The organism is Marmoricola sp. Leaf446 (assembly GCF_001424755.1).
Lineage (GTDB): Bacteria > Actinomycetota > Actinomycetes > Propionibacteriales > Nocardioidaceae > Marmoricola.
Window position 1 is genome coordinate 1,162,492 of sequence record NZ_LMRF01000001.1, and the last position, 25,667, is coordinate 1,188,158.

Here is a 25,667-nt window from a genome sequence, read left to right on the forward strand (position 1 = left end):
GGCGCTAGCCGATCTGGATCTCCAGCGGGTCCCCGCGGCGCAACGTCTCCACGGCCTCCTGGGCCCACGCGCGGTCGAACTCCAGCCCGGGGATGGTGTTCAGGGCGAGGTGCAGCGTGGTGACGGCCGTCTCGAGGTCCTCGCCCGCGGTGTGCGCGACCACGTCGTCGACGGTGGTCTTCACTCGGGTGCCGATGTGGTCGAGGAACGACTTCATGCCGTCCTCGCTGGGGTCGAACTGGGTCACGTCGCCTCCTGGTGCGCCTGGTGCTCTCGGGGCGGTGAGGCTAGCCAACCCCGGTGCAGCCCCTCCTGGGTGGTCCGCGCTCAGTCCTCGCTGGCGGACCAGCCGGTGGTCCGGGTGATCCGGCAGACCAGGACCCGGTGGAACGGGCGGTCGGCGTACTGCGGGACGGTCTCGGCGAGCCGGGCGCCGAGCTCCTCGAGCAGCTCCTCGGACGGCTCCACGACGTGCTCGAGGTCGGCGCGCACCCACCACAGCCGCGACCAGTCCTCGGCTTCCCAGTGCTCGACGAGCAGCGCGCCGCGCGGGTCGGCGTCGAGGTTCTTCTCGCGCTGCAGCCGCGAGGACGCCTTGGGCTTCACCTTGTCGATCGGCACCCCGACGTGGCCGTCGTCGCTGACGGCGTACACCACGGGCTGCGGGTCGGGGCCGCGCTCGGGGTGCAGGGTGCTCAGCACCCCGTGGACGTGGGCGGCCAGACGTGAGCGGGACTCGTCGGCGTCGAGCTTCATGGCAGTGCTCCCGGATCGGCGGGACGGGTCGTCCCGGATCACGGGACGGTCTCACGTGTGGCCCTCGTCACACCAGGCCCTGTCCGTCTAGCCTGCTCGCGGCCCCCGTCGGAGCGGGGCCGGGAGAGGCGGTTCGTGGCGATGAACCTGGCGTCGTGGGTGGAGCGCAACGGACGCCGGCTGCGCGAGCGTCCGGCGGTCGCCGAGGGGGAGCGGCTGGTCCACACCTGGGGCGACCTGGCCGGCCGGGTCGCCGCCCTGGCCGGCGGGCTGCGCGGCGAGCTGGGGCTGGCGGAGGGCACCCGGGTCGCGATCGTGATGCGCAACCGGCCGGAGTACCTCGTGGCCCAGTACGCCGCGTGGCACGCCGGGCTGGTCGCGGTGCCCGTCAACGCCCGGCTGCACCGTGACGAGATCGCCTTCGTGCTCGCCGACAGCGGCACCGAGGTGGTCGTCACCGACGAGGAGCACCTCGACGACGTCGGCTCCCTTATGGGGGAGGTGGGGTCGCTGCGCACCGTGCTGCTCGCCCTCGGGGAGGACTGGGACCGGCTGCTGGCCTCCGAGCCGCTGGACCTGGTCGACCGGGCGCCCGACGACCCGGCCTGGCTCTTCTACACCAGCGGCACCACGGGGCGGCCCAAGGGCGCGACGCTCACCCACCGCAACCTGCTGATGGCCTCGCTGAGCTACTTCGCCGACATCGACCCGGTGCAGCCGAGCGACAGCATCGTCCACGCCGCGCCGCTCTCGCACGGCGCCGGTCTCTACGGCCTGCCGCACGTCGCGCGCGGGGCGGTGAGCGTGATGCCCGAGCCGGGCGGCTTCGGCGGGGCCGAGCTCCTCGCGCTGTCCGAGCGGTGGCCGGGGATGTCGTTCTTCGCCGCGCCGATCATGGTCAAGCGGCTGGCGGCCGACCCGGTGCTGGCCGGCGCCGAGCTCCCGGGCCTGAAGACGATCGTCTACGGCGGGGCGCCGATGTACCTCGCCGACCTCGAGCGGGCCCTCGAGGCGTTCGGGCCGCGGCTGGCCCAGATCTACGGCCAGGGCGAGACCCCGATGACGATCACCGCGCTGTCCAAGGCCGACCACGCCGACCGCGACCACCCGCGCTGGCGCGAGCGGGTCTCGGGGGTGGGCTCGCCGCGGACCGACGTCGAGGTGCGGGTGGTCGACGTGGACGGCCGGGCGCTGCCCGCGGGCGAGGTCGGCGAGGTCGTGGTGCGCGGCGACGTGGTGATGACCGGCTACTGGGAGCGGCCCGAGGCCACCGCGGACACGCTGCGCGGCGGCTGGCTGTCCACCGGCGACGTCGGCAGCTTCGACGACGACGGCTACCTCACGCTGCGCGACCGCTCCAAGGACCTGATCATCAGCGGCGGGATGAACATCTACCCCCGCGAGGTCGAGGAGGTGCTGCTGACCCACGCCGACGTGACGGCGGCCGCGGTCGTGGGCCGCCACGACGACGAGTGGGGCGAGGCGGTGGTGGCGTTCGTGGTGCTCGCCGAGGGAGCAGGGCTCGACCGCGAGGCGCTCGACCGCACCTGCACCGAGCGGATCGCGCGCTACAAGCGGCCCAAGGAGTACGTCGTCCTCGACGCGCTGCCCACCAACAACTACGGCAAGGTGCTCAAGCGCGAGCTGCGGGAGCGGTTCGCCGACGACGAGAGGTAGCGCCACGGGTCGGTCGGACTATTGAAATCGGTCGCACCACGTTGTTAGGTACGTCACACCCGCAGGGGTGGCTCCGACGGCTCGCCCCGACACCTGGAGGCGTCCGATGAAGCTCGCGCTCTACCTGCCCACGTTCCGCGAACACGTCACGATCCAGGAGCTCGCGGACCTGACCGACCTGGCCGAGGAGCTCGAGTTCGACTCCGTGTGGACGTTGGACCGGATCATCGTCCCGGAGGCCTCGGACCGCGGCGAGCTGCAGTACCCGTTCGGGATGATGGACCAGTTCCCGCTGCAGATGCCGGTGTCGTCGAAGGGCAGGTGGTTCCAGGGCTGGCCGCTGCTGCCGTGGCTGGCGGCCCGCACCGAGAAGGTCCGGATCGGGATGAGCATCACCGACACGCCGTACCGCTCGCCGGGCGTGTTCGCCGCCGAGTGCGCCACCATCGACCACCTCTCCGAGGGCCGGCTCAACGTGGGCCTCGGCGCCGGCTGGATGCCCGAGGAGTTCGCCGCCTCCAGCGCCACCCACCTGTTCCCGCGCCGCCACGGCCACGTGCGCGAGACCATCGAGATCTGCCAGGGCATCTGGGAGAACGAGACCTTCGAGTACCACGGCGAGTTCGCCGACTTCGGCCCCTCCGGCTTCGGCCACAACCCGGTCCAAAAGCCGGGCCCGCCGATCTACTTCAGCGGCCTCAAGGACCCGCGCCGCTCCGCGCGCCGGATCTCCAAGTACGGCCTCAAGGGCTGGATCGGCATCCAGGACACCCCGACCGAGCTGGCCAACTGGCGCAAGGCGATCGGCGACGAGCTCGAGCCGCTCGGCGGCGACATCGCCGACGTCGAGATGTGCTCGATGATCTGGTTCACGATCACCGACACCGAGGTCGACCAGACCGACAACCACAAGCTGACCAACCTGCTGGTCGGCACCGAGCAGCAGATCACCGACCGGCTCAAGAGCTACGCCGAGGCCGGCATGCACATGCCGCTGATCTGGCCGCCCTTCGCCGACGTGCCGGTCTCCAAGACGCTCGACGACCTGAAGCGGCTCAAGAACGACATCATGCCGAAGGTCGACGCGATCTAGTCGCCGGCGGCCGGGGCCAGCGCGTCCAGCACGCGCTCGGCCCCGGCCGCAGTCGTGCCCCGGGCGAAGTTGAGGTCGACGAAGGCCTCCGTCACGCCGTACGCCGCGAGACCCTGCAGGTCGTCCCGCACCTGCGCGAGGTCGTCGTCGGGCTGCACGACCACGCGCAGCAGCACCTCCACGGCGTCGGGGTCGCGCCCCGCCTCGGCGGCGCCCTCGCGCACGATCCTGGCGCCCTCGGCGACCTCGTCGAGGGACTGCCGGGTGCTCGGGATCCAGCCGTCGGCCAGCCGTCCCGCCCGACGCAGCGCGGCCGGCGCCGTGCCGCCGACCAGCACCGGCGGCCGCGGCGACTGGACCGGTCGCGGCCCGGTCTGCGAGGGCGGCACGGTGTAGAACTCCCCGGCGAACTCGACCGGGTCCTGGGTCAGCAGCGCGTCGAGGCAGCGGAGGTACTCCTCCATCCGGGGCCCGCGGCGCTCGCGGGGCACGCCCGCGGCGGCGTACTCGTGGGGCATCCAGCCGATGCCGACCCCGAGTGTGAAACGGCCCCCGCTGAGGTGGTCCATCGTCACCACCGACTTGGCCAGCAGCGCCGGGGGAGTGAAGGGCGCGCAGATCGTCGCGGTGCCGAGCCGGATGCGCTCGGTGTGCGAGGCGACGTGCGCCAGCGACAGCAGCGGGTCGTGCACCTGCTGGTAGGACGCGTCGCGCGCGCTCCGCTTGGCCGGGTTGTGGGCGTCGTCCCACGCCGGGTCGAGGCTGCCCTCGGCGGGGTAGAGCACCCGTTGGAAGCTCCACAGCGAGCTGTAGCCGAGCTCCTCGGCCCGCCGGGCGACGTGGACCATCGACCCCGGGGTGGCCCAGGCACCCGAGACGGGGAGCCCGAAGCCGAGCGGCAGCGCGGACCCCATCTCAGTCCCCGTGCCGCGCGGTCCAACGACGGAACGGCTCGGTCGGGTCGTCGACCTCGACCTGGACGGACGGCAGCCGCTGCTGGTCCGCCGGCGCCGCCACCTCGTCGTAGAAGGTCGCCAGCGTCATGCAGCGCCCGCCGTCCTCGTAGTGCTCGCCCTCCTGCTCGCGCGTCGCGGCGTACAGCACCTGCTCGGGCGCGGCGTAGTAGAGCGCGCCCAGGCACATCGGGCAGGGGTACGCCGTGACATCGCCGGTCTGCGCGACCTGGTTGGTGGCCTCGTGGAGCACCTCGCCGGTGGCGTGGTCGACGACCAGGCAGCCGAACGGCTTGCCCCCGTCCTCGACGTTGGCCAGGGCGAGCTCGACCGCGCGGCGGACGTGGTCGGCCGCGGTGGGGGCGTCGCTCACCCGCGCGTCAGGCGATGCGTCGGACGCGGTTGACGGTCAGGCCGTCGGCGTCGAGGAGCTCACCGATCCGGCCGGCGAACTCGACCAGGTGGGGGGCCGCGAGGTGGGCGTCGAGGTGCTCCCCGGACTGCCAGTTCTCGTAGAAGGTGAAGAAGCTCGGGTCCTCGACGCCCTGGTGGAGGTCGTAGTTGACGTAGCCGTCCTCCTGGCTGGTGGGCTCGATCAGCGACTCCAGCGCGGCCTTGAGCTCCTCGGTCTTCCCCTCGGCGGCGCGCATGTAGGCGATCACGGTCAGCAGGTCGCGGTTGTCGTCGGTGGGTGTGCTCACGGGGTCCTCCTGTGGACGTCTATGGGGTCGTCGGCGAGGCTAGCCCGCATGGATGCGCGTCACCAGATCGCTCTCGACATGGCCGAGGCGGCGACCGCCTGGCTCGGCTCCCTCACCGACGACCAGCGGGCCGTCGCGCACGGCTCCGGCCCGGCGTACGACGAGGGGGCGTACGCCGAGCGACGCCGCTGGTTCTACACCCCGACCGACCACGGCGGCCTCACCGTGCACGAGCAGCGGCCCGCCCAGCAGCGCGCCGCGATGCGGCTGGTCGCGACCGGGCTGTCGATGGCGGGCTACGTCACGATCGCCACCACGATGGGGCTGGAGAACGTGCTCGACCGCGTCGAGGGGTTCGTGACCCGCTTCGACCGCGAGCGCGGCCGCGACCCGGGGATGTACTACCTCCGCGTCTTCGGCGAGCCCGGCGGCGAGGCGCCGTGGGGCTGGCGCTTCGGCGGCCACCACGTCTCGCTCAACAATCTCGTGGTCGGCGGCGAGCTGGTCTCCACGACGCCGTGCTTCATGGGGGCCGACCCGGCGTCCTCGCCGCTGCTCGGCGGTGCGCTGAACCGTCCGCTGGCGCGCGTGGAGGACCTCGCGCGCGAGCTGGTCCGGTCGCTGCCGCCCGAGCTCGCGGCGCGGGCGGTGCTGCTCGACAAGGCGCCCTCGGACTTCGTCACCGCCAACCGGTCGAGCGTCTCCGAGGGCGACCAGGTGATCCCGCTGGCCGGCATCTGGCGCGACGAGCGGTTCCCCGACGACACCGAGCAGGCCAAGCTGCAGAAGCTGAGCGACGACATCGACGCGGCGGCGGCGTACACCCCCGAGGACCACCGGACGGTGGAGTACACCCACGCCCCCAAGGGGGTGGCCGGCCACCTGCTCGACAGGTCGCAGCGCGAGCTGCTGCACGCGTTGCTCGGCACCTACTTCGACCGGGTGCCCGAGGGCGTCTCGCCGCTCCCGTCGTACGACGCGGCGGCGCTCGACGACGTGCACTTCGCCTGGGCCGGACCGACCGAGCCGGGGGAGCCGCACTACTACCGGTTGCAGGGTCCGCGGCTGCTCGTGGAGTGGGACAACACCCAGCGCGGCGCCAACCACGCCCACTCGGTGTGGCGCGACCCGGAGGCCGACTTCGGGCTCGACGTGCTGGCGCGCCACCGGGCGCAGCACCACTGAGGACGGCCGCCGGTCGTGTGTGGGCTGCCTCACGTCGGCGTGAGGGTCGGGGCGCCCGACCCGTCTGACGGGGGAAGCGCCACGGGACACGACCCGGGCGCCCGGACGACAGGAGCCCGTCGTGACCCGACGCCACCCCACCCGACCCCTCGCCACGCCCCGCCTCTCCCGACGCCTCGCGGCCGAGGCGTTCGGCACCTTCGTCCTGGTCCTCGGCGGCTGCGGTGCGGCCGTGCTCGCCGGCGACGCGATCGGCAACGCGGGCATCGCGGCGGCGTTCGGGCTCAGCGTGCTCACGGCCGCCTTCGCGGTCGGCCACGTCTCCGGCGGCCACTTCAACCCGGCCGTGTCGCTCGGTGCCGCGGTCGCGGGCCGGCTGCCGTGGCGCAGCGTCCCGGCGTACGTCGTGACGCAGGTGGTCGCGGCGATCGCCGCCGCCGGTATCCTGCTCGGCGTCGCCACGGGGCGTCCCGGCTTCGACCTGGCCGAGGGGTTCGCCACCAACGGCTACGGCGACGCCTCCCCGGCGGGCTACGCCTGGTGGGCCGCCGTGCTGGCCGAGGTGGTCCTGACCGCGCTGTTCGTCTGGACGATCCTCGGCGTCACCGACGCCCGGGCGCCGCAGGCCTTCGCGCCCCTGGCGATCGGGCTCAGCCTGACCCTGATCCACCTCGTGTCGATCCCCGTCGACAACACCTCGGTCAACCCGGCGCGCTCGATCGGGCCGGCCCTGGTGGCCGGGGGCACGGCCGTGGAGCAGCTGTGGTTGTTCGTGCTGGCGCCGCTCGTCGGCGCCGTGCTGGCCGGGCTGACCTACGCCCCGGTCTTCGGGCGGCAGCCGCGTGAGGAGCCGACGGCCGCGGCCGCCACCGCCTGATGCGCGAGACCCCGGCCCACCCGTGTCGCGCACGGGTCGGGCCGAGGTCCGTAACGGGTGCTACTTCTTCTTGCCCTTGGTCTTCTTCGACGTCTTGGACTTCTTGCCGCTCTTCGCGCCCTTGGCGTCCTTGGTGTCCTTCGCGTTCTTGGTCGAGGCGGCGTCCGCCTTCTTCTTCGACGAGCGCGCGATCCGACGCGGGTCGATCGCGGAGGCGACCGAACCCGCGGTGTCGGCGGCCTTGGCGGCGGCCTTGCGGGCGCGGGTGGTCTCCTTCTCCAGCAGCGAGAGGGTCTTGGTGATCTGACCGGTCAGCTCCCTGGTCACCCGCTCGGCGGTCTCGCGGGCGATGTGCTCGATGGCCGCGGGGGTGAGCTCGAAACGGCCCGAGGGGTCCGAGGAGTCCGAGGCGGCAGGCGCCTGACCGACCGCGGACTTCTTGGCCAGCGCCTTCTGGGCGTCGACCTGGCGGCCCCCGGCGGTCGCCGAGCCGGCGGCCGAGGAGGTGGCGGAGGAGGTGGTGGGGGACTTCGTGGCCGGGGCCTTCTTCGTCGTGGTCTTCTTCGCGGTCGACTTCGTGGCGGGCGAGGAGGTGGATGCCTTCTTCGCGGGGGACTTCGTGGCCGGGGACTTCTTCGCCGTGGACTTCTTCGCCGCGGACGTGGACGACTTCGTGGCCGGCGTCTTCTTGGCGGCGCTCTTGGTGGTCGCGCTCTTCTTCGCGGGGGTCTTCCTCGCTGGGGTCTTCTTCGCGGGGGTGGCCGTGGCGGGCGTCGCGGAGGTGCTCGAGGAGGATCCGCCGGACGTCGTACGACCGCTGGCGTGCCCGGACTCCGACTCGCCGGACGTGGCCGGAGCGCTCGCTGCCTTCGCCGCGTCGGCGGTGCTGGGCGCAGCGGTGCCGGAGGTGGCGGTGCCGCTGGAGGTGGACGAGCTCTCGGGGGTGGTGCTGCTGTCGCTGGCGTCGGTCACGGTGAGGGTCCTCCCCTAAGGCGCGGCTCGGACGCCACGCGCAGTCACTGCAGCATGCCCCATGCACGACGGCAGCGCAGGGGTCCCGACGACGGTCACTCGAGGAGGGACTCGGGAGAGGGTGGCAGCTGCCACGGTCTCCCGAGCCCTCCGAGGTCCTGGTGCGGAGGCGTTCGGTGCAGTCGGCCAGGGGCCGGTCTCGCACCGGCCACGTGGTGGCCGTCCCCGCCCGGGGCGCACCCGGACGACGACGAGACCGAGCCCCGGGGGATCAGACCAGGCGGGTGACCTGGACGTCGACGAACATCCGCGAGGTGCCGGAGCCGGAGAAGATGCCGGACAGCGGCTTGACGTCGCCGTAGTCGCGCCCGGCTGCGGTCACCACGTGGCGGTCGCCGGGCTCGGCGGCGTTGGTCGGGTCGAAGCCGCGCCAGCCGTCGTCCCACCACTCCACCCAGGCGTGCGACTCGCCCTTGGCGGGCACGCCGACCTCGGGCTGCACCTTGGGGTGGAGGTAGCCCGAGACGTAGCGGGCGGGGATCCCGACCGCGCGCAGCGCGCCGATGGCGATGTGGGCCATGTCCTGGCACACCCCCGTGCGGCGTTCCCAGGAGTGAGCGGCGGCGGCGTCGACGGTGGTCGAGCCGGAGACGTACTTGACCTCGTCGTGGACCAGCATGCAGAGGGCGCGGGCGGCCTCCGACGGGCTGGCCGTGCGGCGTACGACGTCCTGGGCGGTCGCCACCAGGTCGGCCGAGGGCGCGACCCGGTCGGGCAGGGTGAGGTAGTCGGTGTGGGCGTCGACCAGCCGCGGCTCGCGCAGCTGCTCCCACGACAGCACCGGGTCGCCCGCGGGCGTCCGGTCGGTCTGCACCGTCGCGGCCGCGGTGACGGTGAGCGACGTGTGGGGGTCGAGGACCTCGAACGCGGTCACCTGGGAGCCCCAGTAGTCGCGGTAGGTGTAGGTCCAGGGCGTCGGCGAGACCTCGACCCGCGAGTGCACGACGATCTGGCCGGGCAGGGTCACCGGGGTCAGCCGGGCCTCGTTGAACGAGGTGTTGGCCTTGCCGTCGTACTCGAAGCCGGTGGTGTGGACGATGCGCAGCTGCAGGCTCATCGGTCTCCCTCTTCGCAGGTGGGGGCGTACGTCGGGACGCAGCGGGTGCTCATGCCCGCACCCCGTGCCACTCGGTCGCCTCCGCGCCGGCGAAGTAGCGCCGGGTGATCGCGTCGGTCGCCAGCGCGCAGGTGCGCTGGAGGCGCTCCATCTCGCTGGGCAGCTCGGTGACGAAGTCGGACAGCGAGCGGTACTCCAGCTCGGCGCGGGTGCGCCCGAGCAGCCGCTGCGCCTCGTTCTGCACGCCCACGCGGGTGCCGGCGGACTCCAGGCTCTCCAGCGCCCGCTCGGCCTGGGTGAGGCCGAAGACGACCGAGCGGGGGAAGAGCCGGTCGAGCAGCAGGAACTCCGCCGCGCCGCGCTCGGTCTCCAGGCCCTTGTAGGTGCGCAGGAACGCCTCGTAGGCACCGCAGGCGCGCAACGAGGTGCCCCAGGCGGAGCCCGAGGTGAGCGCCGCCGTCGCGACGAGCCGCGAGGTCATGTCGGCGCGCTCGATGGAGCGGCCGAGCACGAGGAACTGGTAGCCCTCGTCGCGGGTCATGGTGGCCTCGCCGATGCCGTTGATCTGCGCGGCGCGGTCGCGCACCCAGCGGAAGGCGACCGGCGGGCGCATCGAGCGGAAGTGGCCCGAGGGGATGGCGCGGTAGGTGGTGTTCATCGCCTCCCACATCGAGGTCGACAGCGTCTCGCGCGCGCGCCGGGCGCTCTCGCGGGCCGCGGCGAGGGTGGCGGCGATGGACGCGCTCGAGGAGGTGTCGTAGGCCAGGACGCGCAGCACCTCGGCCGTGTCGATCGTGGTCGCGGTGTCCTCGGGGTCGACCTCCACGCCCATGATCGAGAGCAGGCTGCGGCAGGTCGTCCCCTCGTCGACGCCCGGGTCCTCGAGGATCAGCTGGGTCTGCACGTCGAGGATGCGGGCGGTGTCCTCGGCCCGCTCGACGTAGCGGCCGATCCAGAACAGGGACTCCGCGATCCGGCTCAGCACGGCTGCTCCTCGGTGGTCTCGTCGGCCCCGTCGGTCGAGCCCGTCGAGACCTGCTGCTGCTGCTGGTCCTGCTGGCTGGAGAACGACTCCAGGGCCGGGCCGACGTCCTGCGGGGTGGCGTGGGGCAGCACGCGCTCGGGCTCGACCCGGATCACCGGGCGGCTCTTTCCGGCCAGCACCCAGGTGTCCTTGGAGCCGCCACCGCGCGAGGAGTTCACGATCAGCTCGCCCTCGCCCAGCGCGACCCGGGTCAGCCCGCCCGGCAGCACCCACACCCGGTGGCCGTCGTTGACGGCGAAGGGGCGCAGGTCGACGTGGCGGGGACGCATCACGCCGTTGACGTAGGTCGGCACGGTGCTGAGCTGGATGACCGGCTGCGCGATCCACGACCGGGGATCGGCCAGCACCTTCTCGCGCAGCTCGTCGAGCTCGGCGCGGGTCGCGTGCGGGCCGATCACGATGCCCTTGCCGCCCGAACCGTCGACGGGCTTGAGGACCAGCTCGTCGAGGCGGTCCATGACCTCCTCGCGGTGGTCGGCGTCACCGAGCCGCCAGGTGTCGACGTTGTTGAGGATCGGCTCCTCGCCCAAGTAGTAGCGCACCAGGTCGGGCAGGTAGGTGTAGACGAGCTTGTCGTCGGCCACGCCGTTGCCGACCGCGTTGGCGATGGTGACGTTGCCGGCCCGGGCGGCGTTGAGCAGCCCCGAGCAGCCGAGCAGCGAGGTGCTGCGGAAGTGCACCGGGTCGAGGAACTCGTCGTCGACGCGGCGGTAGATCACGTGCACCGGCTCCAGGCCCTGGGTGGTGCGCATCATCACGCGGCCGCGGCGGCACTCCAGGTCGCGGCCCTCGACCAGCTCGACGCCCATGGTGCGGGCGAGCAGCGCGTGCTCGAAGTAGGCGCCGTTGAAGACGCCGGGCGTGAGCACCACGACGTTGGGGTCGGTGACACCGGCGGGCGCCGCGGCGCGCAGCGCGGTGAGCAGCTTCTGGGGGTAGCCCGCGACCGGGCGGATGCGGTGCTCGGCGAAGACCTCGGGCAGCGCGGCCGCGATCGCGCGACGGTTGGTCATCACGTAGGAGACGCCGGAGGGCACCCGGACGTTGTCCTCCAGGACGCGGAACTCGCCATCGTCGTCGCGGATCAGGTCGATGCCGCTCACGTGGACGCGCACGCCGTTGGGCGGCTCGATCCCGGCGGCGGCACGGTGGAAGTGCGAGGAGGTGGTGATGACGCGGCGGGGGACCACCCCGTCGTTGAGCACCTCGCCGGCGTCGTAGACGTCGGCGAGGAACTTCTCGAGCGTGGCCACCCGCTGCTGGACGCCGGCCTCGACCTTGGCCCACTGGTCCATCTCGATCACGCGCGGCAGCACGTCGAGCGGGAAGGCCCGTTCCTCGCCGCCGATGTCGAAGGTCACGCCCTGGTCGAGGTAGCTCGACTGCAGCGCCTCCACCCGGGTCTGCAGCTCGGCCGGTCCCATCTCCTGCAGGGACGGCTGGAGCTGGCGGTAGGGGGTGCGCAGGTCGGTGGCGTCGTACATCTCGTCGTACGCCGCCCCCATCCCGCTGGCGTAGTCCTCGAACATCCCGGTCACGGGGGCGACCCTAGCGGCGACGTGTGTCGGCCGTGTGGCGCGTCCGCACTCGCGGGCTCAGGGCTCGGTGAGGACCTCGGCGCCCGTCTCGGTGACGAGCAGGGTGTGCTCGAACTGCGCCGAGGGACGACGGTCACGGGTCACGACGGTCCAGCCGTCGTCCCACATCTCCCACTCGTGGGTGCCGAGGTTGAGCATCGGCTCGATCGTGAACGTCATGCCGGGGCGGATCAGGTCGTCGTAGTAGGAGTCGTCGTAGTGCGGTACCACCAGCCCGCTGTGGAAGTGGGTGCCGATGCCGTGACCGGTGAACTCCCGGACCACGCCGTAGCCGTGGCGCCGGGCGTAGGACTCGATCACCCGACCGACGACGTTGATCCGGCGGCCCGGCCGGACCGCCCGGATCGCCCGCGACAGTGCCTCGCGGGTGTGGTCGACGAGGTCGCGCACCTCCTGGGTCACGCCCGGGGTGAGGAAGGTGGCGTTGGTGTCGCCGTGGACGCCGTCGAGGTATGCCGTGACGTCGATGTTCACGATGTCGCCGTCCTGCACCTCGTAGCTGTCCGGGATGCCGTGGCAGATCACCTCGTTGACGCTCGAGCACAGCGACTTGGGGAACCCCTTGTAGCCGAGCGTGGAGGGGTAGGCGCCGTGGTCGCAGAGGAACTCGTGGCCGATCCGGTCGAGCTCGTCGGTGGTGACACCGGGGGCGACGTGCGACCCCACGAGCTCGCGCGCCTGCGCCGCCAGGCGGGAGGCGGCGCGCATCCGCTCGATGGTGTCCGCGTCCTTGACCTCGTTGCCGGTGAACGGTCGCGGCTCGGGCCGGTCGACGTACTCCGGACGGACGATGGAGTCCGGGACGGGCCGGCGGGGCGAGACGCGTCCGGGGGCTATGGCAGTCACGGCGACGAGTGTAGTTTCGCTGCTCATGAGCCAGTTCTGGTACTGCCTGAACCACCACGCCGTCGAGGGCGCCGACGGCTGCAAGGCCAAGGACCGCCTCGGCCCCTACGACTCCGAGGCCGAGGCCTCGCGGGCGCTGGACAAGGTCGAGGAGCGCAACGAGGCCTGGGAGGGCTCCGAGGAGGACGCGGACGCCGCCGAGGGCGACGCCCGCGCCTGAGGCTCAGCCGACGAAGCTGCCGGCCACCGTGACGGTGGCGGTGCGACCGTCGACGTGCTGGCTGTCACCCGTGCCGTAGGTCCAGCGGAAGCCGTGCGCCCGCCAGATCCGGACCACCGGGTGCGAGGCCGACCGCCAGGCGACCCGGGGGTGGCTGCGGGTCGACCACCAGGAGTTGGGCACCCAGCCCGTGGCGGAGCGGTAGGGGTTCTCCCACGTGTTGAGGTCGATGGCGCGGCCACGGGCGTGGGGCGACATCACGCCGGGCTTGTTGACCACCCAGCGGCAGTTGAAGGCCGAGGTGTTGTCGGCCCGCATCGAGGCGTGGTCGTCGGCGCCGCGCACCCGTGAGCTCCAGCCGAACCGGTCCACGCGGTACATGCTGCGGATCGGCAGCTGCTGGGCGTACATGTCCCGGAGCGCCGCGGCGGCGCGTCCGGCGACGGCGGTGGCGAGCACCATCTCGCCGCGGTAGCGGTAGCCGTCGAAGCCCCAGTAGTTGACGCGCAGCAGCCGCAGGCTGGAGCGGCCGATCGGGCAGCCGCGGTGCCAGCTGCGGCCGACCATGGAGCGCCACACCGCGGCGGGCACCGTCGTGACGACCGCGTTGGCGCCGGCCCCGGTGGCGCGGGCCTGGGCCGGCAGCGCCGTGGGTCGCGGCGCGGCGGCCGGCAGCACGACGGGGGTGCCGGCGGGTCGGTTGTCGACGGTGTGCGCGGCGGACGTGGCGCCCCGCCACCACGAGCCGGCGGCGCCGGTGACGCGCCAGGTGGTGTCGGTGCGCGGCGTCACGGCCAGCGACCAGCGGCCGGTGGCGCTGGTCCGCAGGGTGCGCCGCGTCGTCCAGGTGCTGCCGGTGCGCTGCTGCACCGCGACGGCGGCACCGGTGACGGGCGAGGAGTCGGAGGCCAGCCAGCGACCGGTCAGCGTGACCGACCGCTCGTCGACCACCGAGGTCGGGCCGTCGAGGGTCAGGGTCGAGGCGAGGACCTGACCGGTGGCCGTGGCGGTGGGGGAGGTCGAGCCGGCGTACGACGCGTCGCCCGCCCACACCGCGCGCCAGGTGGTCGCGCCGGCCGGGAGCACGACCGAGAAGGTCGCGGTGCCGTCGGCGCCGGTCCTCACCGTGGCGACCGTCGACCAGGACGAGGAAGAGGACCGCTGCAGGGTGAGCGCGCGGCCGCCCAGGGCCGCGGCGTCGTCGCCGCGCAACGTGGCCCGGAACGGCGCGGCCAGGCCGGCCTTGCCGGTGGGCGCGACCAGGGCGGTGGTGGTGCCCACCGCCGGGGCGGCGGCCACGGCGGGCGAGGACCCGAGCCCGAGCGCGGCGCTGAGCAGCGCGACGAGGACGAGCAGGGCGGGGGTGGGGCGGGGGTGGTGCACGGCAGCCTCCGAGCGCGGCGGTGGAGCGAGGGACGCACGCACGGGTGGTGCGCGTGTGACGCGTGAGCACACGCTAGGTCAGGACGACGGGCTGCGTAAGGTGATCGCCGTGGTGAGGCAGCAGCCGCCCCCGTGGGGCTTCGTCGGCATGGGGGCGATGGCGTGCCTGCTGTTCCTCGACCTGGGCACCGCCAACGTCGCTCCCTGGTGGGTCACGACGCTGTTCGTGCTGCTGTGGCTGCTGCTGTTCGCGATCGCGCTGCGGTGGTTCGACCCGCACCCGCGCCGGGTGCTGTGGCTGCCGGCGATCGGCTTCGCGCTGTGGCTGCCGACCATCGTGCTCGGCACCCGCCAGCTCGGCTGGGCCGGCTGACGCCCGCGGGTCGGTGCGGCTAGGCCGGCGAGACCCGGAGCACCCGGTCGTCGCTGCCGTTGGCGGTGGTGACCAGCAGGTCGCCGCCCGGCAGCGGCGTCACCGAACGGAGCCGGCCATAGCCGCGCAACGCGGCCGGGGTCGTGGAGCGGGTCAGCCGGCCGTTGCGGTCGAAGGTCAGGAAGAGCATCCGCTGGCCCTTGAGCGCGGCGACGGCGAGCGTGCCGTTCAACGACCCCCAGCGGGAGCCCGAGACCCAGGCGGCGCCGGAGGTGGCGATGGTCGAGGACCCGGAGCGCCACCGGGCTCCCTGCTGCGTGCCCCGCAGCGCGTGGTCGGTCATCGGCCGGCTCTCGTCGTAGCCCGGCGTCGGCTGCCAGCCGTAGTCGCCGCGACGCACCAGCCGGTTGACCTCGTCGTCACGGGCGGGTCCGTGCTCGACCGACCACAGGCTGCCGTCGCTGCGCTGGGCGAGGCCCTGCACGTTGCGGTGGCCGTAGGTCAGGACGTAGCGCTTGGTGCGCGAGGCGCTGCGCACGAACGGGTTGGAGGGCCAGGGGGCGCCCGAGAGGCGCAGGCGCAGGACCTTGCCGCCCAGGCTGCGCAGGTTGCGGGGGTTGGTCCCGACCGCGGCGTCGCCGGTGCCGACCAGGAGGGCGCCGCCGCGGGTGATCAGGAGGCGGCAGCCGCCGTGGCGCCCGCTGGTGGCGGGCAGGCCGGTCAGCAGGGCGCCCGCGTACGCGGCGCTGCGACCGTCCGGCGACAGCCGCCAGGCCATGACGCGGACGTCGTGGCCGGTGCCGCGGTAGCCGCCCTGGCAGGTGTAGAAGCGCCGGTTGGAGGAGAAGCCGGGGTCGACCTCGAGCCCCATCAGCCCGGTCTCGCCGCTGCTCCACACCGAGCGGGAGTCGTAGCTCACCGGCCGCACGGCGCCGCCGTCGACCAGCAGCAGCCGCTTGCTGGCGCGCTCGGTGACCAGCAGCCGCCCGTCGGGGAGGGGCTGGACGTCCCAGGGCAGGGCCAGGCCCGAGGCGACGGTGGTGACCCGGAGCGCCGGGTCGGCGGCCGAGGCCGGAGGGCTCGTCGCGAACCGCGCCGGCAGCAGGGACACGGTGAGTGCGGCGGCCACCAGCAGGGCCACGAGGATCGGTCGGCGCATGCGACGACGGTAACCGCGGTCACCGACAGCCGCGTGGGACTCAGGCCATGAATCCCAAGGTGGCGGGCGTCACGCCGGGGAAGACGGTCGGCAGCGACCGGTCCGGGAAGCGCTTGGCGAGCACCTCGCCCAGGACCTGGCGGTAGTCGGTGGTGACCTTGAGGTCGCCCTCGGCGAGCTCGGCGGCACCGAGCCCGGGCCAGCGGCCGAAGTAGCGCCCGCCCCTCACCCCGGCGCCGGCGACCAGCATCATGTTGCCCCAGCCGTGGTCGAAGCCCTGGCTGCCGTTCTCCTGCACCCGGCGGCCGAACTCCGAGATGGTCACGACGGTGACGCGGCTGCGCAGCGGGCCCAGGTCGGTCAGGAAGGCCGCGAGCGACTGCGCCAGCCCGTCGATCCCCGACTGCATGCTGCCCCAGCCGGTGGTGCCGTAGCCGGTGTGGAAGTCCCAGGAGCCGGCGTCGATCGCGATCACGTCGGTGCCGACGTCGGCCCGGATCAGCCGGGCCGCGCTCTTCAGCGGCGCGGCGAACGGATCGGCGTTCCAGACCGTGGGGTACGGCGTGCTGCCGGCTGCCACGCCCGCGATCGTCGAGCCGGCGGTCTTGGAGACCGTGACGGCGTCGGCGGCGCTGCGGGCCAGGGGGCCGGTCGCACCGGACCAGGCGGCGGCGAGGCTGCCGTAGCGGCGCTCGGGGACCGAGGTGTCGAGCCCGGGCAGCGCGAGCCGCGAGAGGTCGTTGGTCGCCATCACCGAGCGGTCGCCGGACAGCGCGGTGGTCGGGTAGTTCAGGCCCAGCTGCACGGCGTCCAGGACGCCCCCGGTGGCCGAGCTGGGGCCCATGCCGATCATCCGGTTGACCCAGCCCGAGCGCGCCTCGGATCCCGGGGCGGCGTCCTCGATCTCCTCGATGGCCGAGAAGTGCGAGCGGTTGGGAGCGGGCAGCCCGACGGCCTGGATCGCGGCCAGCTCGCCGGAGGTCCAGAACGGCTTCAGCGGCGCCATCTTGGGGTGCAGCCCGAACATCGCGTCGGCGCAGACCAGCTGGTCCTTGGGCACCGCGGTCGTCGGCCGCACCTTGTAGTAGCCGGCGTCGCCGTGGGGGACCACCACCCCGAGGCCGTCGATGCCCCCGCGCAGCGACAGCACCACCAGCACGTTGCCGCCCGGCGTGCCGGCGTAGCTGGTCTGCATCACCGACTCGCCGAACAGCTGGGTCACCGCCATCGCGCCGCCGAGGCCGAGGGCGCCCTGCAGGACGCGACGGCGCGACGCGCCGACGCGCGCGAGCTCGGCGCAGCAGCCGTCGGTGCCGGTGACGGGGCTGGCGACGGGGCCGGCGACGGGGGTGCCGGACGGGCCGACGGGGGAGTGCGGGGGGTGGCTCATCGGGGTGTCCTCGGTGCTCGGGTGCGGGTGGGCGCCGGTCAGGGGGCCATGTGGTCGGGGGTGTCCAGCAGCGCCGAGGCGAGCGCCGGAGCGAGCCAGCGGGCGACCGCGTGGTCCTTGGTGACGGTGGTGGTCACGGTGGTGGAGAGCCCCACGGACCGCAGGGCCACCTGCTGGAGGCGGGCGTCCGCCGGTCGGCCGAGCCAGCGCCGGCACAGGTGGTCGACGTACTCCGGGAAGGGCAGCGAGGCCCGCGGCAGCCAGGCGTCGTACGCCGCGTAGGTCGCCCCCTTGGGCCACCAGCCGCCGGCCTGGCTGCGGTGCATCTCGTAGGAGTTGAAGACGCGGGAGGTGGAGGACCAGGCCTCGTTGCGCAGCGGCGCCCCGTCCGGGCGGGGCCAGGAGTAGAGGGCGGCGCCGCCGTGGTGCCAGTTGGCGTGGGCCGACCACGCCCCGTCGACCGAGGGAGCCGCGTTGACGTCCACCTGGAGGACCCGCGCGGTGGCGACCAGGTCGTCGATGGGGGGCCGCACCTTGGCGCCGGTCGAGGCGGCGAACTCGGGGTGGGTCGACAGTGCGGTCAGCACGGCCGCGATGGAGGTGTCGTTGTCCAGGTAGGCCTGGGCGAGCGTCTCGACGAGGCCGGCCGAGGGCGCGTCGGAGACGAGGTACGTCGCCAGCTTGGTGGCCAGGTTGCGGGCGGTCGCGGGGTGCCGGGCGAGGTGGCGCAGGTAGGCCTCGGTCACGGCCTGCCCGTCGGTGGCGGTGTTGGGGTGGGTGAACCCCAGGACGCTGACGGTGCCGGTGCTGTGCGCGGCGGTCTTGTAGTAGGGGTCGAAGGTCTCGCCCCAGTCCACCGTGTAGCCGGACAGGATGCGCGCGGAGTCCTTGACCATCGCCTCGGTGTAGCCGGCGCCGCGCCCGACCGTGTGGAGCTCGAGCAGCTCGCGGCCCTGGTTCTCGTTGGGCTTGTCGCGGACGTTCTTCCAGTTGTCCAGGTAGAGGCGCATCGCCGGGTGCAGGGCGGTGGCGAGGAGCAGGTCCTCGAAGCGGCCCAGGGCGTGGCGGCGCACGGTGGTGTCGTAGTCGACGCGGTAGATCCAGGCGCGGTCGTGGTTGGCCGGGATGTGCAGCGCGTTGCCCCAGAAGTCGACCATCTTCTCCAGCACGGTGCGCTCGGAGTAGACCCGGCGCAGCATCGACCAGTTGCCGAGCTCGTTGGCGTAGACCCACCCGCCCTTGACCTGGTCGATCTGCTTCTGCCACCGCGCGGCGGGCGCGTCGGTGAGCAGCGAGGAGAACCAGCCGTCGACGACGGCGACCTTCGGGTGCTCCTGGATGCGGGTGGGCTCCAGCTGGGCGGCCAGCCAGGCCTCCGGGGTGCCCACCGCGCGGAGCTGGGCGAGCGAGCGCTGGGAGAAGCCGGTGCCGAAGCGGTTGAGGAACAGGCGCTCCCGCGCGCTCGCCGACAGGGTGCCGCTCATCGGCGGCGTCTGCACCAGGGGCACCGGCGCGCCGGGCGCCACCGACGGCGTCGTGGGGGTCGTGCTGGGCGAGGGGGTCGAGGTGGGTGCCGGCGCGGTGCTCGGGACCGGTGCCGTGCTCGGCGCCGTGGTCGGCGGCGCCGGGGCGGGGGTCGGCGCCGGGGCGGTGCTCGGGGCGGGTGTCGGACGCGGGGTGGGCGTCGGGGTCGGCCGGGGTGTCGGCGCCGGCGTCGACCTGACGACGACCGGCTTGGTGACGACCTTGCGACGACGCTTGCGGCGTCGCTTGCGGGTGGAGATGAGCGCCATGGGCCGATTCCTCGAGCTCGAGCGGGACCGTCGACGGCGGGAGCCGTCGAGGTCGCCAGTCTCACCCGGGAATCGGATCTAAGTCTCGAAAACCCCGAAACGCACTAAATCGGACACGGCACGGACGTCGGGAAGTCCGCCCCGGGCTCAGAAGGTGTGGTCCTCCGTCGGGAAGGCGCCGCTGCGCACCTCGTCGGCGTAGGTGCGGGCGGCGTCGGCCAGGACGCCGCGCAGGTCGGCGTACTGCTTGACGAAGCGCGCCATCCGGCCGCCGCGCAGCCCGAAGGCGTCCTGCCAGACCAGCACCTGGCCGTCGCAGCCGGCGCCGGCGCCGATGCCGATGGTGGGGATGGCCAGCTCCCGGGTGACCTGGGCCGCGACGTCGCCGGGCACCATCTCCATCACCACGGCGAAGGCGCCCGCCGCCTCGACCGCACGGGCGTCGGCGAGGACCCGCTCGGCGGTCTCGCCGCGGCCCTGGACGCGGTAGCCGCCGAGGGCGTGCTCGCTCTGCGGGGTGAAGCCGATGTGGGCCATCACCGGGACGCCGCCGCGGGTCAGCAGCTCGATCTGGGGGGCCATCTCGACGCCGCCCTCGAGCTTGACGGCGTGGGCGCCGCCCTCCTTCATGAACCGCACGGCGGTGTCGTAGGCCTGCTCCGCCGAACGCTGGTAGGAGCCGAAGGGCAGGTCGCCGACGACCAGGGAGCGGCGGGTCGAGCGAGACACCGCCCGGGTCAGCGGGAGCAGCTCCTCGACGGTGATCGGGAGCGAGGTCTCGTTGCCGAGCACGTTGTTGGACGCGCTGTCGCCCACGAGGAGGACCTCGATGCCGGCCTCGTCGAAGACCTCCGCGGTGTACATGTCGTAGGCCGTCAGCATCGCGAACCGCTCGCCGCGCTGCTTGAGCTCGCGCAGGTGCTGGGTGCGGACCCGGCGTACGGGCGCGGCGTCGGAGGGGGCGCCGGCGGAGCCGGTCGAGGAGGCGGCTGCGGCCCCGGAGCCGTACGGCGGTGCGGTCTCGTCGCTCATGGAGATCACGCTAGTCCCCGGGCCACCCCGACGGTCCTGCCCCGGGCGGGTGTTCTGCGACACTGCCGACGTGGACTTCGACTCCGCCTACGCCCACGGCTTCGCCCGCCTCGCCGCCTGCACCGTCCCGGTCGCGCTGGCCGACCCGGCCCGCAACGCCGCCACGGTGGTGGCCCAGGCGCGGGAGTGCCACGACGAGGGCGTGGCGGTGGCGCTGTTCCCCGAGCTGTGCCTGACCGGCTACTCCCTCGACGACCTCGTGCTGCAGGACCCGCTGCTGGACGCCGTCCACGCGGCGCTGGCCGAGGTGGTGGCCGCCAGCCGCGAGCTGCGCCCGCTGCTCGTGGTCGGTGCGCCGCTGCTCGACGGCAACCGCCTGCACAACTGCGCCGTGGTGGTCCACCGGGGCGAGGTGCTGGGCGTGGTGCCGAAGTCCTACCTGCCGACCTACCGCGAGTTCTACGAGGCCCGCCACTACGCCGCGGGGGCCGACGTCGTGGGGCGCACGATCGTCGTCGACGGGACCGAGGTGCCGTTCGGCTCCGACCTGCTGTTCCGGGCCACCGACGTGCCGGGCCTCACCGTCTTCGTCGAGGTCTGCGAGGACCTGTGGGTGCCGGTGCCCCCGAGCTCCCGGGCCGCACTGGCCGGCGCGACGGTGCTGCTCAACCTCTCCGGCTCGCCGATCACGGTCGCCCGCGCCGAGGACCGGCACCTGCTGGCCCGCTCGGCCAGCGCGCGCTGCCTCGCGGCGTACGCCTATGCCGCGGCCGGCGAGGGCGAGTCGACCACCGACCTGTCGTGGGACGGGCAGACGATGGTCTACGAGTGCGGCGACCTGCTGGGGGAGACCGAGCGGTTCCCCGACGGTCCGCGGCGCACGGTGGTCGACGTCGACCTCGACCGGCTCCGCCAGGACCGGCTGCGCCAGGGCAGCTTCGACGACAACCGCCGTGGCCTGGGCATCGAGCGGGCCGACTGGACCGAGGTCGAGTTCGCCGTCGACCCGCCCACGGGCGACCTCGGGCTGCGCCGCAAGGTCGACCGGTTCCCCTTCGTGCCCGACGACCCGGCGCGGCTGGCGCAGGACTGCTACGAGGCCTACAACATCCAGGTCTCCGGCCTCGAGCAGCGGCTGCGCGCCATCGGGCAGCCGCAGGTCGTCATCGGCGTCTCGGGCGGCCTCGACTCCACCCACGCGCTGATCGTGGCGGCCAAGGCGATGGACCGGCTCGGGCGTCCGCGCAGCGACATCCTGGCCTTCACGCTGCCCGGCTTCGCCACGGGCGACACGACCAAGGACTTCGCGACCCGGCTCTCGGCGGCGCTGGGGGTGACGTTCGAGGAGATCGACATCCGCCCGGCGGCACGCCAGCTGCTCGCCGACCTGGGCCACCCGTACGCCGCGGGCGAGGAGGTCTACGACATCACCTTCGAGAACGTCCAGGCCGGGCTGCGCACCGACTACCTCTTCCGGGCCGCCAACCAGCGGCGCGGCATCGTGCTCGGCACCGGCGACCTCTCCGAGCTGGCCCTGGGCTGGTGCACCTACGGCGTCGGCGACCAGATGTCGCACTACACCGTCAACGCCGGCGTGCCCAAGACGCTGGTGCAGCACCTGATCCGGTGGGTCGTCTCCAGCGAGCAGCTCGGTGCCGCCGACGCCGAGGTCAACGAGCTGCTGCGCGCCATCGTCGAGCAGGAGATCACCCCCGAGCTGGTGCCCACCCGCGAGGGCGAGCAGCCGCAGAGCACCGAGTCCAGCGTCGGGCCCTACGCGCTGCAGGACTTCACCCTCTTCCACGTGCTGCGCCACGGGGCGCGGCCCAGCAAGGTCGCGTTCCTGGCCCGGCACGCCTGGCAGGACACCTCGCACGGCGACTGGCCGCCCAACTTCCCCGACGAGCGCCGGGTCGCCTACGACCTGCCGGAGATCAAGCACTGGCTCGGGGTGTTCGTGCGCCGCTTCTTCTCCAGCCAGTTCAAGCGCTCGGCGCTGCCCAACGGCCCCAAGGTCGTCGGTGGCGGCACCATGTCGCCCCGTGGCGACTGGCGGATGCCCAGCGACGCCGCCGGCACCGCCTGGCTGGCCGAGCTCGACCGCGTGCCCGACGCGTGAGCGGGTCGGAGCCCGGGCGGCCGCGCGTGCTGGTCGTCGAGCACGAGGCCGGGGCGCCCGCGGCGCTGCTGGGGGAGTGGCTGGTCGAGGCCGGTGCCGACCTCGACGTCCGCCGCCCGTACGCCGGGGACGCGCTGCCCGACGACCTGGCCGGCCATGACGCGCTGCTCGTCCTGGGCGGGTCGATGGGCGCCCACGACGACGCCGAGCACGCCTGGCTGACGCCGACCAAGCGGCTGGTCCGCGAGGCGGCGGACCGGGCCGTGCCGGGGGTGGGCGTGTGCCTGGGTCACCAGCTCGCCGCCGCCGCGCTGGGCGGGCGGTCGGCGCCCAACCCGGCCGGGCAGCAGCTCGGCCTGCTCCCCGTCGGCTGGACCGACGCGGCCGCGGCTGACCCGTTGCTCTCCGCGGTGGCGGTCGGGCCCGCCCGCGGGCTGCACTTCAACGACGACGTCGTGGTCGAGCAGCCCGACGGCGTCGTGGTGCTGGCGACCGCGCCGGGGGGCGAGCTGCAGGCGGCCCGGCTCGCCCCGACCGTGTGGGGCGTGCAGCTCCACCCCGAGGTCGACGCCGCGATCGTGGCGCAGTGGGCCGCCGAGGACCCCGACCGGCACGCCGAGGGCGACGTCGCCCGGCTGCTCGGCGACCTCGACGCCGCCCGCGAGGAGCTGGACCGCACCTGGCGCCCGCTGGCGCAGCGCCTCGTGCAGCTGGCGCGCGCGACGCCGGGCCCGTCGGACCACCCCGCGACCCCGGAGCACTAGGCTCGCGCCATGGGCAAGCAGGAAGACTTCGTGCTCCGGGCACTCGAGGAGCGCGACGTCCGCTTCGTGCGGCTGTGGTTCACCGACGTGCTGGGCTACCTCAAGTCGGTGTCGGTCGCGCCGGCCGAGCTCGAGGGCGCCTTCGACGAGGGCATCGGCTTCGACGGCTCCGCCATCGAGGGCTTCACGCGGGTGACCGAGGCCGACATGCTGGCCCACCCCGACCCGACGACCTTCCAGCTGCTGCCGTGGCGCGGCGAGGGGCCCTCGACCGCCCGGATGTTCTGCGACATCGGGATGCCGGACGGCTCCCCGTCGTACGCCGACCCGCGGTTCGTGCTCAAGCGCACCCTGCAGCAGGCGGCCGACAAGGGCTTCACCTTCTACACCCACCCCGAGATCGAGTTCTACCTCTTCTCCGGCCGTCCCGGCCTGGGCGAGGAGCCGGTGCCGGTCGACCGCAGCGGCTACTTCGACCACACCGCGCAGTCGCGCGGGGCCGACTTCCGCCGCGAGGCGATCTCGATGCTCGAGTCGATGGGGATCTCGGTGGAGTTCAGCCACCACGAGGGCGGCCCCGGCCAGCAGGAGATCGACCTGCGGTACGCCGACGCGCTCTCGACCGCCGACAACATCATGACCTTCCGCACCGTGGTGCGGGAGGTAGCGCTGAGCCAGGGCATCTGGGCCAGCTTCATGCCCAAGCCGTTCACGACCCACCCCGGCTCGGGGATGCACACCCACGTGTCGCTGTTCGAGGGCGACACCAACGCGTTTTTCGAGGCCGGCGCGGAGTACCAGCTCTCGCGCACGGCCCGGCACTTCATCGCCGGCCTGCTCAAGCACGCCAGCGAGATCACCGTGCTGACCAACCAGTGGGTCAACTCCTACAAGCGGCTGATCGGCGGCAGCGAGGCCCCGTCCTACATCTCGTGGGGGCACAACAACCGCTCCGCGATGGTGCGGGTGCCGATGTACAAGCCCAACAAGGCGCAGTCGACCCGCATCGAGCTGCGCAGCATCGACGCGGCCTGCAACCCCTACCTGGCGTTCGCGGTCATCCTCGCGGCCGGCATGAAGGGCATCGAGGAGGAGTACGAGCTCCCCCGCGAGGCCGAGGACAACGTCTGGTCGCTCAACGACCGCGAGCGCAAGGCGCTCGGGCTCGAGCAGCTGCCCAAGAACCTCCACGACGCGATCAAGATCGCCGAGGACTCCGAGCTGCTCGCCGAGACGCTGGGCGAGCACGTCTACGAGTTCTTCCTCCGCAACAAGCGTGCGGAGTGGGAGGAGTACCGCGGCCAGGTCTCCGCCTTCGAGCGCGACCGGATGCTGCCGGTCATCTGACCGCGTCGGCAACCCGCCAGCGGATCGGCGTACCTGAGTAGGAGTACGCATGCGGGGGAGCGGCGCCCGACGCGAGGGTGGGCCCATGACCACGCGAGAGACCCACGTCACTGACCACGCCGCCGTCAGCAGCCTCGACCTGCCCGACGGCGCCCAAGCCGACCTCCGGCTCGCGGGCGAGGCGGTGACCGTGACGGTGCGTGGCGAGCTCGACCTGCACACCGCGTCCTGCCTGCGCCAGACGCTCGAGGCCGCGGTCTGCGAGGAGGCCGACCTGGTGCTGGTGCACCTCGACGAGGTCACCTTCATGGACTCCACCGCGCTGGGGGTGCTGGTCGGCGCCTGGAAGGCGCAGACCGCGCGCGGTCGCCGGCTCGAGGTGGTCTGCAGCCGGCCCGAGCCGCTGAAGCTGCTGCGGCTCACCGGCCTGGACGGCGTGCTGGACGTGCACCCCGGCGCCCCGGTGGCCCCGTCGTGAGCGGGCGCGACCCGCGTCCGTTGCTCGCCGTGGCGGGCTGGGTCGGGGCGGTGGCCGGGGCCGTCTGCGTGCTGGCCGGGGTGGTGGTGCTGACGGAGGGCGGCGAGGACGTCGCCGGGCTGGGGCCGGCGGTGTTCCTCGTGCTCGCGGTCATGGGGGGCGTGGGCATCGCGCTCGCCGTCACCGTGCTCCGGCTGCGGTCGACGCGCACCCGGGCCGCGGCGGTGGTCGGCCTCGTCCTGGGCCTGGCCGTGATCCCGATCTGGAACGCCGGGATGGGCGTCCTCTCGGCCCCGCTGCCCGCGTGGGTCGGCGTGCTGCAGCTCCCGGTGCCCCTGGTCGTGATCGGCCTGTCGGTCGTGGCGCTGGTGTGGTCGCGCCGGGAGCCGGTGTGACTCCCCGGCGGGCCCGGCAGCTGCTCCTCGTCGCCGCCGCCGGGACCACCGCGACCGGCTTCGTGATGCTGATGGTGATGCTCTGGGCCGGGGAGAGGTCCAGCGAGGTGGGCGGCATGGACGGCGCGGGCTACGGCTGGACGGCCGTGCTCCTGCTGCTCGCCGGGCTGCCGACGCTGGTGCTCGGGAGCGTGGCGTGGCTGCTGCTGCGGCGCCCCGCCACGGCCGGCACCCTGTGCTCGCTGGGGGGCGTCGTGGTGCTCTTCGGCGGGTCCGCCGCCTTCGGGATGCTGGCGGGGGTGCTGGGCGTCCTCGCCGGCGCGGTCGGGATCGCCCTCATCGGTCTGGGTGTCGTGGGCGGGCACGACTGGACTCCCGCGCGGTAGGTTCGGCG

28 protein-coding genes are annotated in these 25,667 nt (G+C 73.4%); 13 read left to right on the forward strand and 15 right to left on the reverse strand.

The features are described 5' to 3' along the window. Window positions 1-4: 4 nt before the first annotated feature. Window positions 5-247 (reverse strand): hypothetical protein, encoded by a 243-nt coding sequence (locus tag ASG49_RS05460; RefSeq protein ID WP_056538077.1) that lies wholly within the window; start codon window positions 245-247, stop codon window positions 5-7. A gap of 80 nt (window positions 248-327) precedes the next feature. Beyond that, complete coding sequence (locus ASG49_RS05465; protein WP_056538079.1) at window positions 328-756, reverse strand: pyridoxamine 5'-phosphate oxidase family protein; 429 nt, start codon at window positions 754-756, stop codon at window positions 328-330. Window positions 757-897: 141 nt separating this feature from the next. Here ASG49_RS05465 and ASG49_RS05470 point away from each other — a divergent pair, with 141 nt between their 5' ends. Beyond that, complete coding sequence (locus ASG49_RS05470) at window positions 898-2,433, forward strand: AMP-binding protein (protein WP_056538082.1); 1,536 nt, start codon at window positions 898-900, stop codon at window positions 2,431-2,433. 106 nt (window positions 2,434-2,539) lie between these two features. Beyond that, the gene (locus tag ASG49_RS05475; protein WP_056538085.1) at window positions 2,540-3,526 is read left to right on the forward strand and encodes an LLM class flavin-dependent oxidoreductase; all 987 of its coding nucleotides are present in this window, start codon (window positions 2,540-2,542) and stop codon (window positions 3,524-3,526) included. On the opposite strand, the gene ASG49_RS05480 is transcribed toward ASG49_RS05475, so the two are convergent. The 3 genes from ASG49_RS05480 to ASG49_RS05490 are packed head-to-tail and all read right to left on the reverse strand — an operon-like array spanning window position 3,523 to window position 5,180. Beyond that, window positions 3,523-4,440 carry an LLM class F420-dependent oxidoreductase gene (locus ASG49_RS05480; RefSeq protein ID WP_056538088.1) on the reverse strand — a complete coding sequence of 306 codons (918 nt, stop codon included), beginning with the start codon at window positions 4,438-4,440 and terminating at the stop codon, window positions 3,523-3,525. The genes ASG49_RS05475 and ASG49_RS05480 overlap by 4 nt on opposite strands. 1 nt (window position 4,441) lies before the next feature. Further along, on the reverse strand, window positions 4,442-4,852 hold the full coding sequence (locus tag ASG49_RS05485; RefSeq protein WP_056538091.1) for a nucleoside deaminase: 411 nt from the start codon (window positions 4,850-4,852) through the stop codon (window positions 4,442-4,444). 7 nt (window positions 4,853-4,859) lie between these two features. Continuing rightward, complete coding sequence (locus ASG49_RS05490; protein WP_056538095.1) at window positions 4,860-5,180, reverse strand: putative quinol monooxygenase; 321 nt, start codon at window positions 5,178-5,180, stop codon at window positions 4,860-4,862. A 48-nt stretch (window positions 5,181-5,228) separates the two neighbouring features. Between ASG49_RS05490 and ASG49_RS05495 the strand changes: the two genes are divergently transcribed. Further along, window positions 5,229-6,365, forward strand: coding sequence for a DUF3500 domain-containing protein (locus tag ASG49_RS05495; protein ID WP_056538097.1), 1,137 nt, complete (start codon window positions 5,229-5,231; stop codon window positions 6,363-6,365). Between the two features lie 121 nt (window positions 6,366-6,486). Further along, complete coding sequence (gene aqpZ, locus ASG49_RS05500; RefSeq protein WP_056538100.1) at window positions 6,487-7,242, forward strand: aquaporin Z; 756 nt, start codon at window positions 6,487-6,489, stop codon at window positions 7,240-7,242. 60 nt (window positions 7,243-7,302) lie between these two features. Here the strand turns inward: aqpZ and ASG49_RS05505 are convergent, their stop codons facing one another. Continuing rightward, window positions 7,303-7,569, reverse strand: a complete 267-nt coding sequence (locus ASG49_RS05505; RefSeq protein WP_056538103.1) for a hypothetical protein — start codon at window positions 7,567-7,569, stop codon at window positions 7,303-7,305. A 112-nt stretch (window positions 7,570-7,681) separates the two neighbouring features. Between ASG49_RS05505 and ASG49_RS19040 the strand changes: the two genes are divergently transcribed. After that, window positions 7,682-8,233 carry a hypothetical protein gene (locus ASG49_RS19040; protein ID WP_056538104.1) on the forward strand — a complete coding sequence of 184 codons (552 nt, stop codon included), beginning with the start codon at window positions 7,682-7,684 and terminating at the stop codon, window positions 8,231-8,233. Window positions 8,234-8,485: 252 nt separating this feature from the next. Here the strand turns inward: ASG49_RS19040 and ASG49_RS05515 are convergent, their stop codons facing one another. The 4 genes from ASG49_RS05515 to map all read right to left on the reverse strand — a co-directional run bounded on the left by ASG49_RS05515 (window position 8,486) and on the right by map (window position 12,847). Beyond that, window positions 8,486-9,331, reverse strand: a complete 846-nt coding sequence (locus ASG49_RS05515; protein ID WP_082533798.1) for a transglutaminase family protein — start codon at window positions 9,329-9,331, stop codon at window positions 8,486-8,488. A 49-nt stretch (window positions 9,332-9,380) separates the two neighbouring features. Beyond that, entirely contained in the window at window positions 9,381-10,316 is a 936-nt protein-coding gene (locus ASG49_RS05520) for an alpha-E domain-containing protein (RefSeq protein WP_056538107.1), read from the reverse strand. Next, window positions 10,310-11,905 carry a circularly permuted type 2 ATP-grasp protein gene (locus tag ASG49_RS05525; protein ID WP_056539839.1) on the reverse strand — a complete coding sequence of 532 codons (1,596 nt, stop codon included), beginning with the start codon at window positions 11,903-11,905 and terminating at the stop codon, window positions 10,310-10,312. The genes ASG49_RS05520 and ASG49_RS05525 overlap by 7 nt, the downstream gene beginning before the upstream one ends. A 66-nt stretch (window positions 11,906-11,971) precedes the next feature. Continuing rightward, entirely contained in the window at window positions 11,972-12,847 is an 876-nt protein-coding gene (gene map, locus ASG49_RS05530; protein ID WP_056538109.1) for a type I methionyl aminopeptidase, read from the reverse strand. Between map and ASG49_RS05535 the strand changes: the two genes are divergently transcribed. Next, the gene (locus ASG49_RS05535) at window positions 12,846-13,040 is read left to right on the forward strand and encodes a hypothetical protein (RefSeq protein WP_056538111.1); all 195 of its coding nucleotides are present in this window, start codon (window positions 12,846-12,848) and stop codon (window positions 13,038-13,040) included. The two genes, map and ASG49_RS05535, sit on opposite strands and share 2 nt — an antisense overlap. 3 nt (window positions 13,041-13,043) lie before the next feature. On the opposite strand, the gene ASG49_RS05540 is transcribed toward ASG49_RS05535, so the two are convergent. Beyond that, the gene (locus tag ASG49_RS05540) at window positions 13,044-14,423 is read right to left on the reverse strand and encodes a M15 family metallopeptidase (protein ID WP_056538114.1); all 1,380 of its coding nucleotides are present in this window, start codon (window positions 14,421-14,423) and stop codon (window positions 13,044-13,046) included. A gap of 109 nt (window positions 14,424-14,532) precedes the next feature. Here ASG49_RS05540 and ASG49_RS05545 point away from each other — a divergent pair, with 109 nt between their 5' ends. Then, entirely contained in the window at window positions 14,533-14,796 is a 264-nt protein-coding gene (locus tag ASG49_RS05545; RefSeq protein WP_156384196.1) for a hypothetical protein, read from the forward strand. 19 nt (window positions 14,797-14,815) lie between these two features. Here ASG49_RS05545 and ASG49_RS05550 read toward each other — a convergent pair whose 3' ends face one another. From ASG49_RS05550 to panB, 4 genes are all read right to left on the reverse strand, one after another. After that, on the reverse strand, window positions 14,816-15,955 hold the full coding sequence (locus ASG49_RS05550; RefSeq protein ID WP_082533799.1) for a sorbosone dehydrogenase family protein: 1,140 nt from the start codon (window positions 15,953-15,955) through the stop codon (window positions 14,816-14,818). Window positions 15,956-15,995: 40 nt separating this feature from the next. Beyond that, a complete protein-coding gene (locus tag ASG49_RS05555; RefSeq protein WP_082533800.1) occupies window positions 15,996-17,345 on the reverse strand; it encodes a DUF1501 domain-containing protein in 1,350 nt (449 codons plus the stop codon). 38 nt (window positions 17,346-17,383) lie between these two features. Then, window positions 17,384-19,138, reverse strand: coding sequence for a DUF1800 domain-containing protein (locus ASG49_RS05560; protein ID WP_156384197.1), 1,755 nt, complete (start codon window positions 19,136-19,138; stop codon window positions 17,384-17,386). Between the two features lie 147 nt (window positions 19,139-19,285). After that, on the reverse strand, window positions 19,286-20,170 hold the full coding sequence (panB, locus tag ASG49_RS05570; RefSeq protein WP_056538122.1) for a 3-methyl-2-oxobutanoate hydroxymethyltransferase: 885 nt from the start codon (window positions 20,168-20,170) through the stop codon (window positions 19,286-19,288). A gap of 70 nt (window positions 20,171-20,240) precedes the next feature. On the opposite strand from panB, the gene ASG49_RS05575 reads away from it, so the two are divergent. From ASG49_RS05575 to ASG49_RS05600, 6 genes are all read left to right on the forward strand, one after another. Next, on the forward strand, window positions 20,241-22,289 hold the full coding sequence (locus ASG49_RS05575; RefSeq protein ID WP_056539847.1) for an NAD(+) synthase: 2,049 nt from the start codon (window positions 20,241-20,243) through the stop codon (window positions 22,287-22,289). Continuing rightward, a complete protein-coding gene (locus ASG49_RS05580; protein ID WP_056538125.1) occupies window positions 22,286-23,053 on the forward strand; it encodes a type 1 glutamine amidotransferase in 768 nt (255 codons plus the stop codon). The genes ASG49_RS05575 and ASG49_RS05580 overlap by 4 nt, the downstream gene beginning before the upstream one ends. 9 nt (window positions 23,054-23,062) lie before the next feature. After that, window positions 23,063-24,400 carry a glutamine synthetase family protein gene (locus ASG49_RS05585; RefSeq protein ID WP_056538128.1) on the forward strand — a complete coding sequence of 446 codons (1,338 nt, stop codon included), beginning with the start codon at window positions 23,063-23,065 and terminating at the stop codon, window positions 24,398-24,400. Window positions 24,401-24,485: 85 nt separating this feature from the next. Then, window positions 24,486-24,878, forward strand: a complete 393-nt coding sequence (locus tag ASG49_RS05590; protein WP_162244497.1) for an STAS domain-containing protein — start codon at window positions 24,486-24,488, stop codon at window positions 24,876-24,878. Next, entirely contained in the window at window positions 24,875-25,273 is a 399-nt protein-coding gene (locus ASG49_RS05595) for a hypothetical protein (protein ID WP_056538131.1), read from the forward strand. Before ASG49_RS05590 ends, ASG49_RS05595 begins: the two co-directional genes overlap by 4 nt. Then, window positions 25,270-25,659 (forward strand): hypothetical protein, encoded by a 390-nt coding sequence (locus tag ASG49_RS05600; RefSeq protein ID WP_056538135.1) that lies wholly within the window; start codon window positions 25,270-25,272, stop codon window positions 25,657-25,659. Before ASG49_RS05595 ends, ASG49_RS05600 begins: the two co-directional genes overlap by 4 nt. Window positions 25,660-25,667 lie beyond the last annotated feature (8 nt).

Coding starts and splice junctions, on each gene's coding strand:
- ASG49_RS05465 (WP_056538079.1), bottom strand. CDS start 756: ATGAAGCTCGACGCCGACGAGTCCCGCTCACGTCTGGCCGCCCACGTC.
- ASG49_RS05470 (WP_056538082.1), top strand. CDS start 898: ATGAACCTGGCGTCGTGGGTGGAGCGCAACGGACGCCGGCTGCGCGAG.
- ASG49_RS05475 (WP_056538085.1), top strand. CDS start 2,540: ATGAAGCTCGCGCTCTACCTGCCCACGTTCCGCGAACACGTCACGATC.
- ASG49_RS05480 (WP_056538088.1), bottom strand. CDS start 4,440: ATGGGGTCCGCGCTGCCGCTCGGCTTCGGGCTCCCCGTCTCGGGTGCC.
- ASG49_RS05495 (WP_056538097.1), top strand. CDS start 5,229: ATGGATGCGCGTCACCAGATCGCTCTCGACATGGCCGAGGCGGCGACC.
- ASG49_RS05515 (WP_082533798.1), bottom strand. CDS start 9,331: ATGAGCCTGCAGCTGCGCATCGTCCACACCACCGGCTTCGAGTACGAC.
- ASG49_RS05525 (WP_056539839.1), bottom strand. CDS start 11,905: ATGTTCGAGGACTACGCCAGCGGGATGGGGGCGGCGTACGACGAGATG.
- ASG49_RS05535 (WP_056538111.1), top strand. CDS start 12,846: ATGAGCCAGTTCTGGTACTGCCTGAACCACCACGCCGTCGAGGGCGCC.
- map (WP_056538109.1), bottom strand. CDS start 12,847: ATGAGCAGCGAAACTACACTCGTCGCCGTGACTGCCATAGCCCCCGGA.
- ASG49_RS05550 (WP_082533799.1), bottom strand. CDS start 15,955: ATGCGCCGACCGATCCTCGTGGCCCTGCTGGTGGCCGCCGCACTCACC.
- ASG49_RS05555 (WP_082533800.1), bottom strand. CDS start 17,345: ATGAGCCACCCCCCGCACTCCCCCGTCGGCCCGTCCGGCACCCCCGTC.
- ASG49_RS05560 (WP_156384197.1), bottom strand. CDS start 19,138: ATGGCGCTCATCTCCACCCGCAAGCGACGCCGCAAGCGTCGTCGCAAG.
- panB (WP_056538122.1), bottom strand. CDS start 20,170: ATGAGCGACGAGACCGCACCGCCGTACGGCTCCGGGGCCGCAGCCGCC.
- ASG49_RS05585 (WP_056538128.1), top strand. CDS start 23,063: ATGGGCAAGCAGGAAGACTTCGTGCTCCGGGCACTCGAGGAGCGCGAC.
- ASG49_RS05590 (WP_162244497.1), top strand. CDS start 24,486: ATGACCACGCGAGAGACCCACGTCACTGACCACGCCGCCGTCAGCAGC.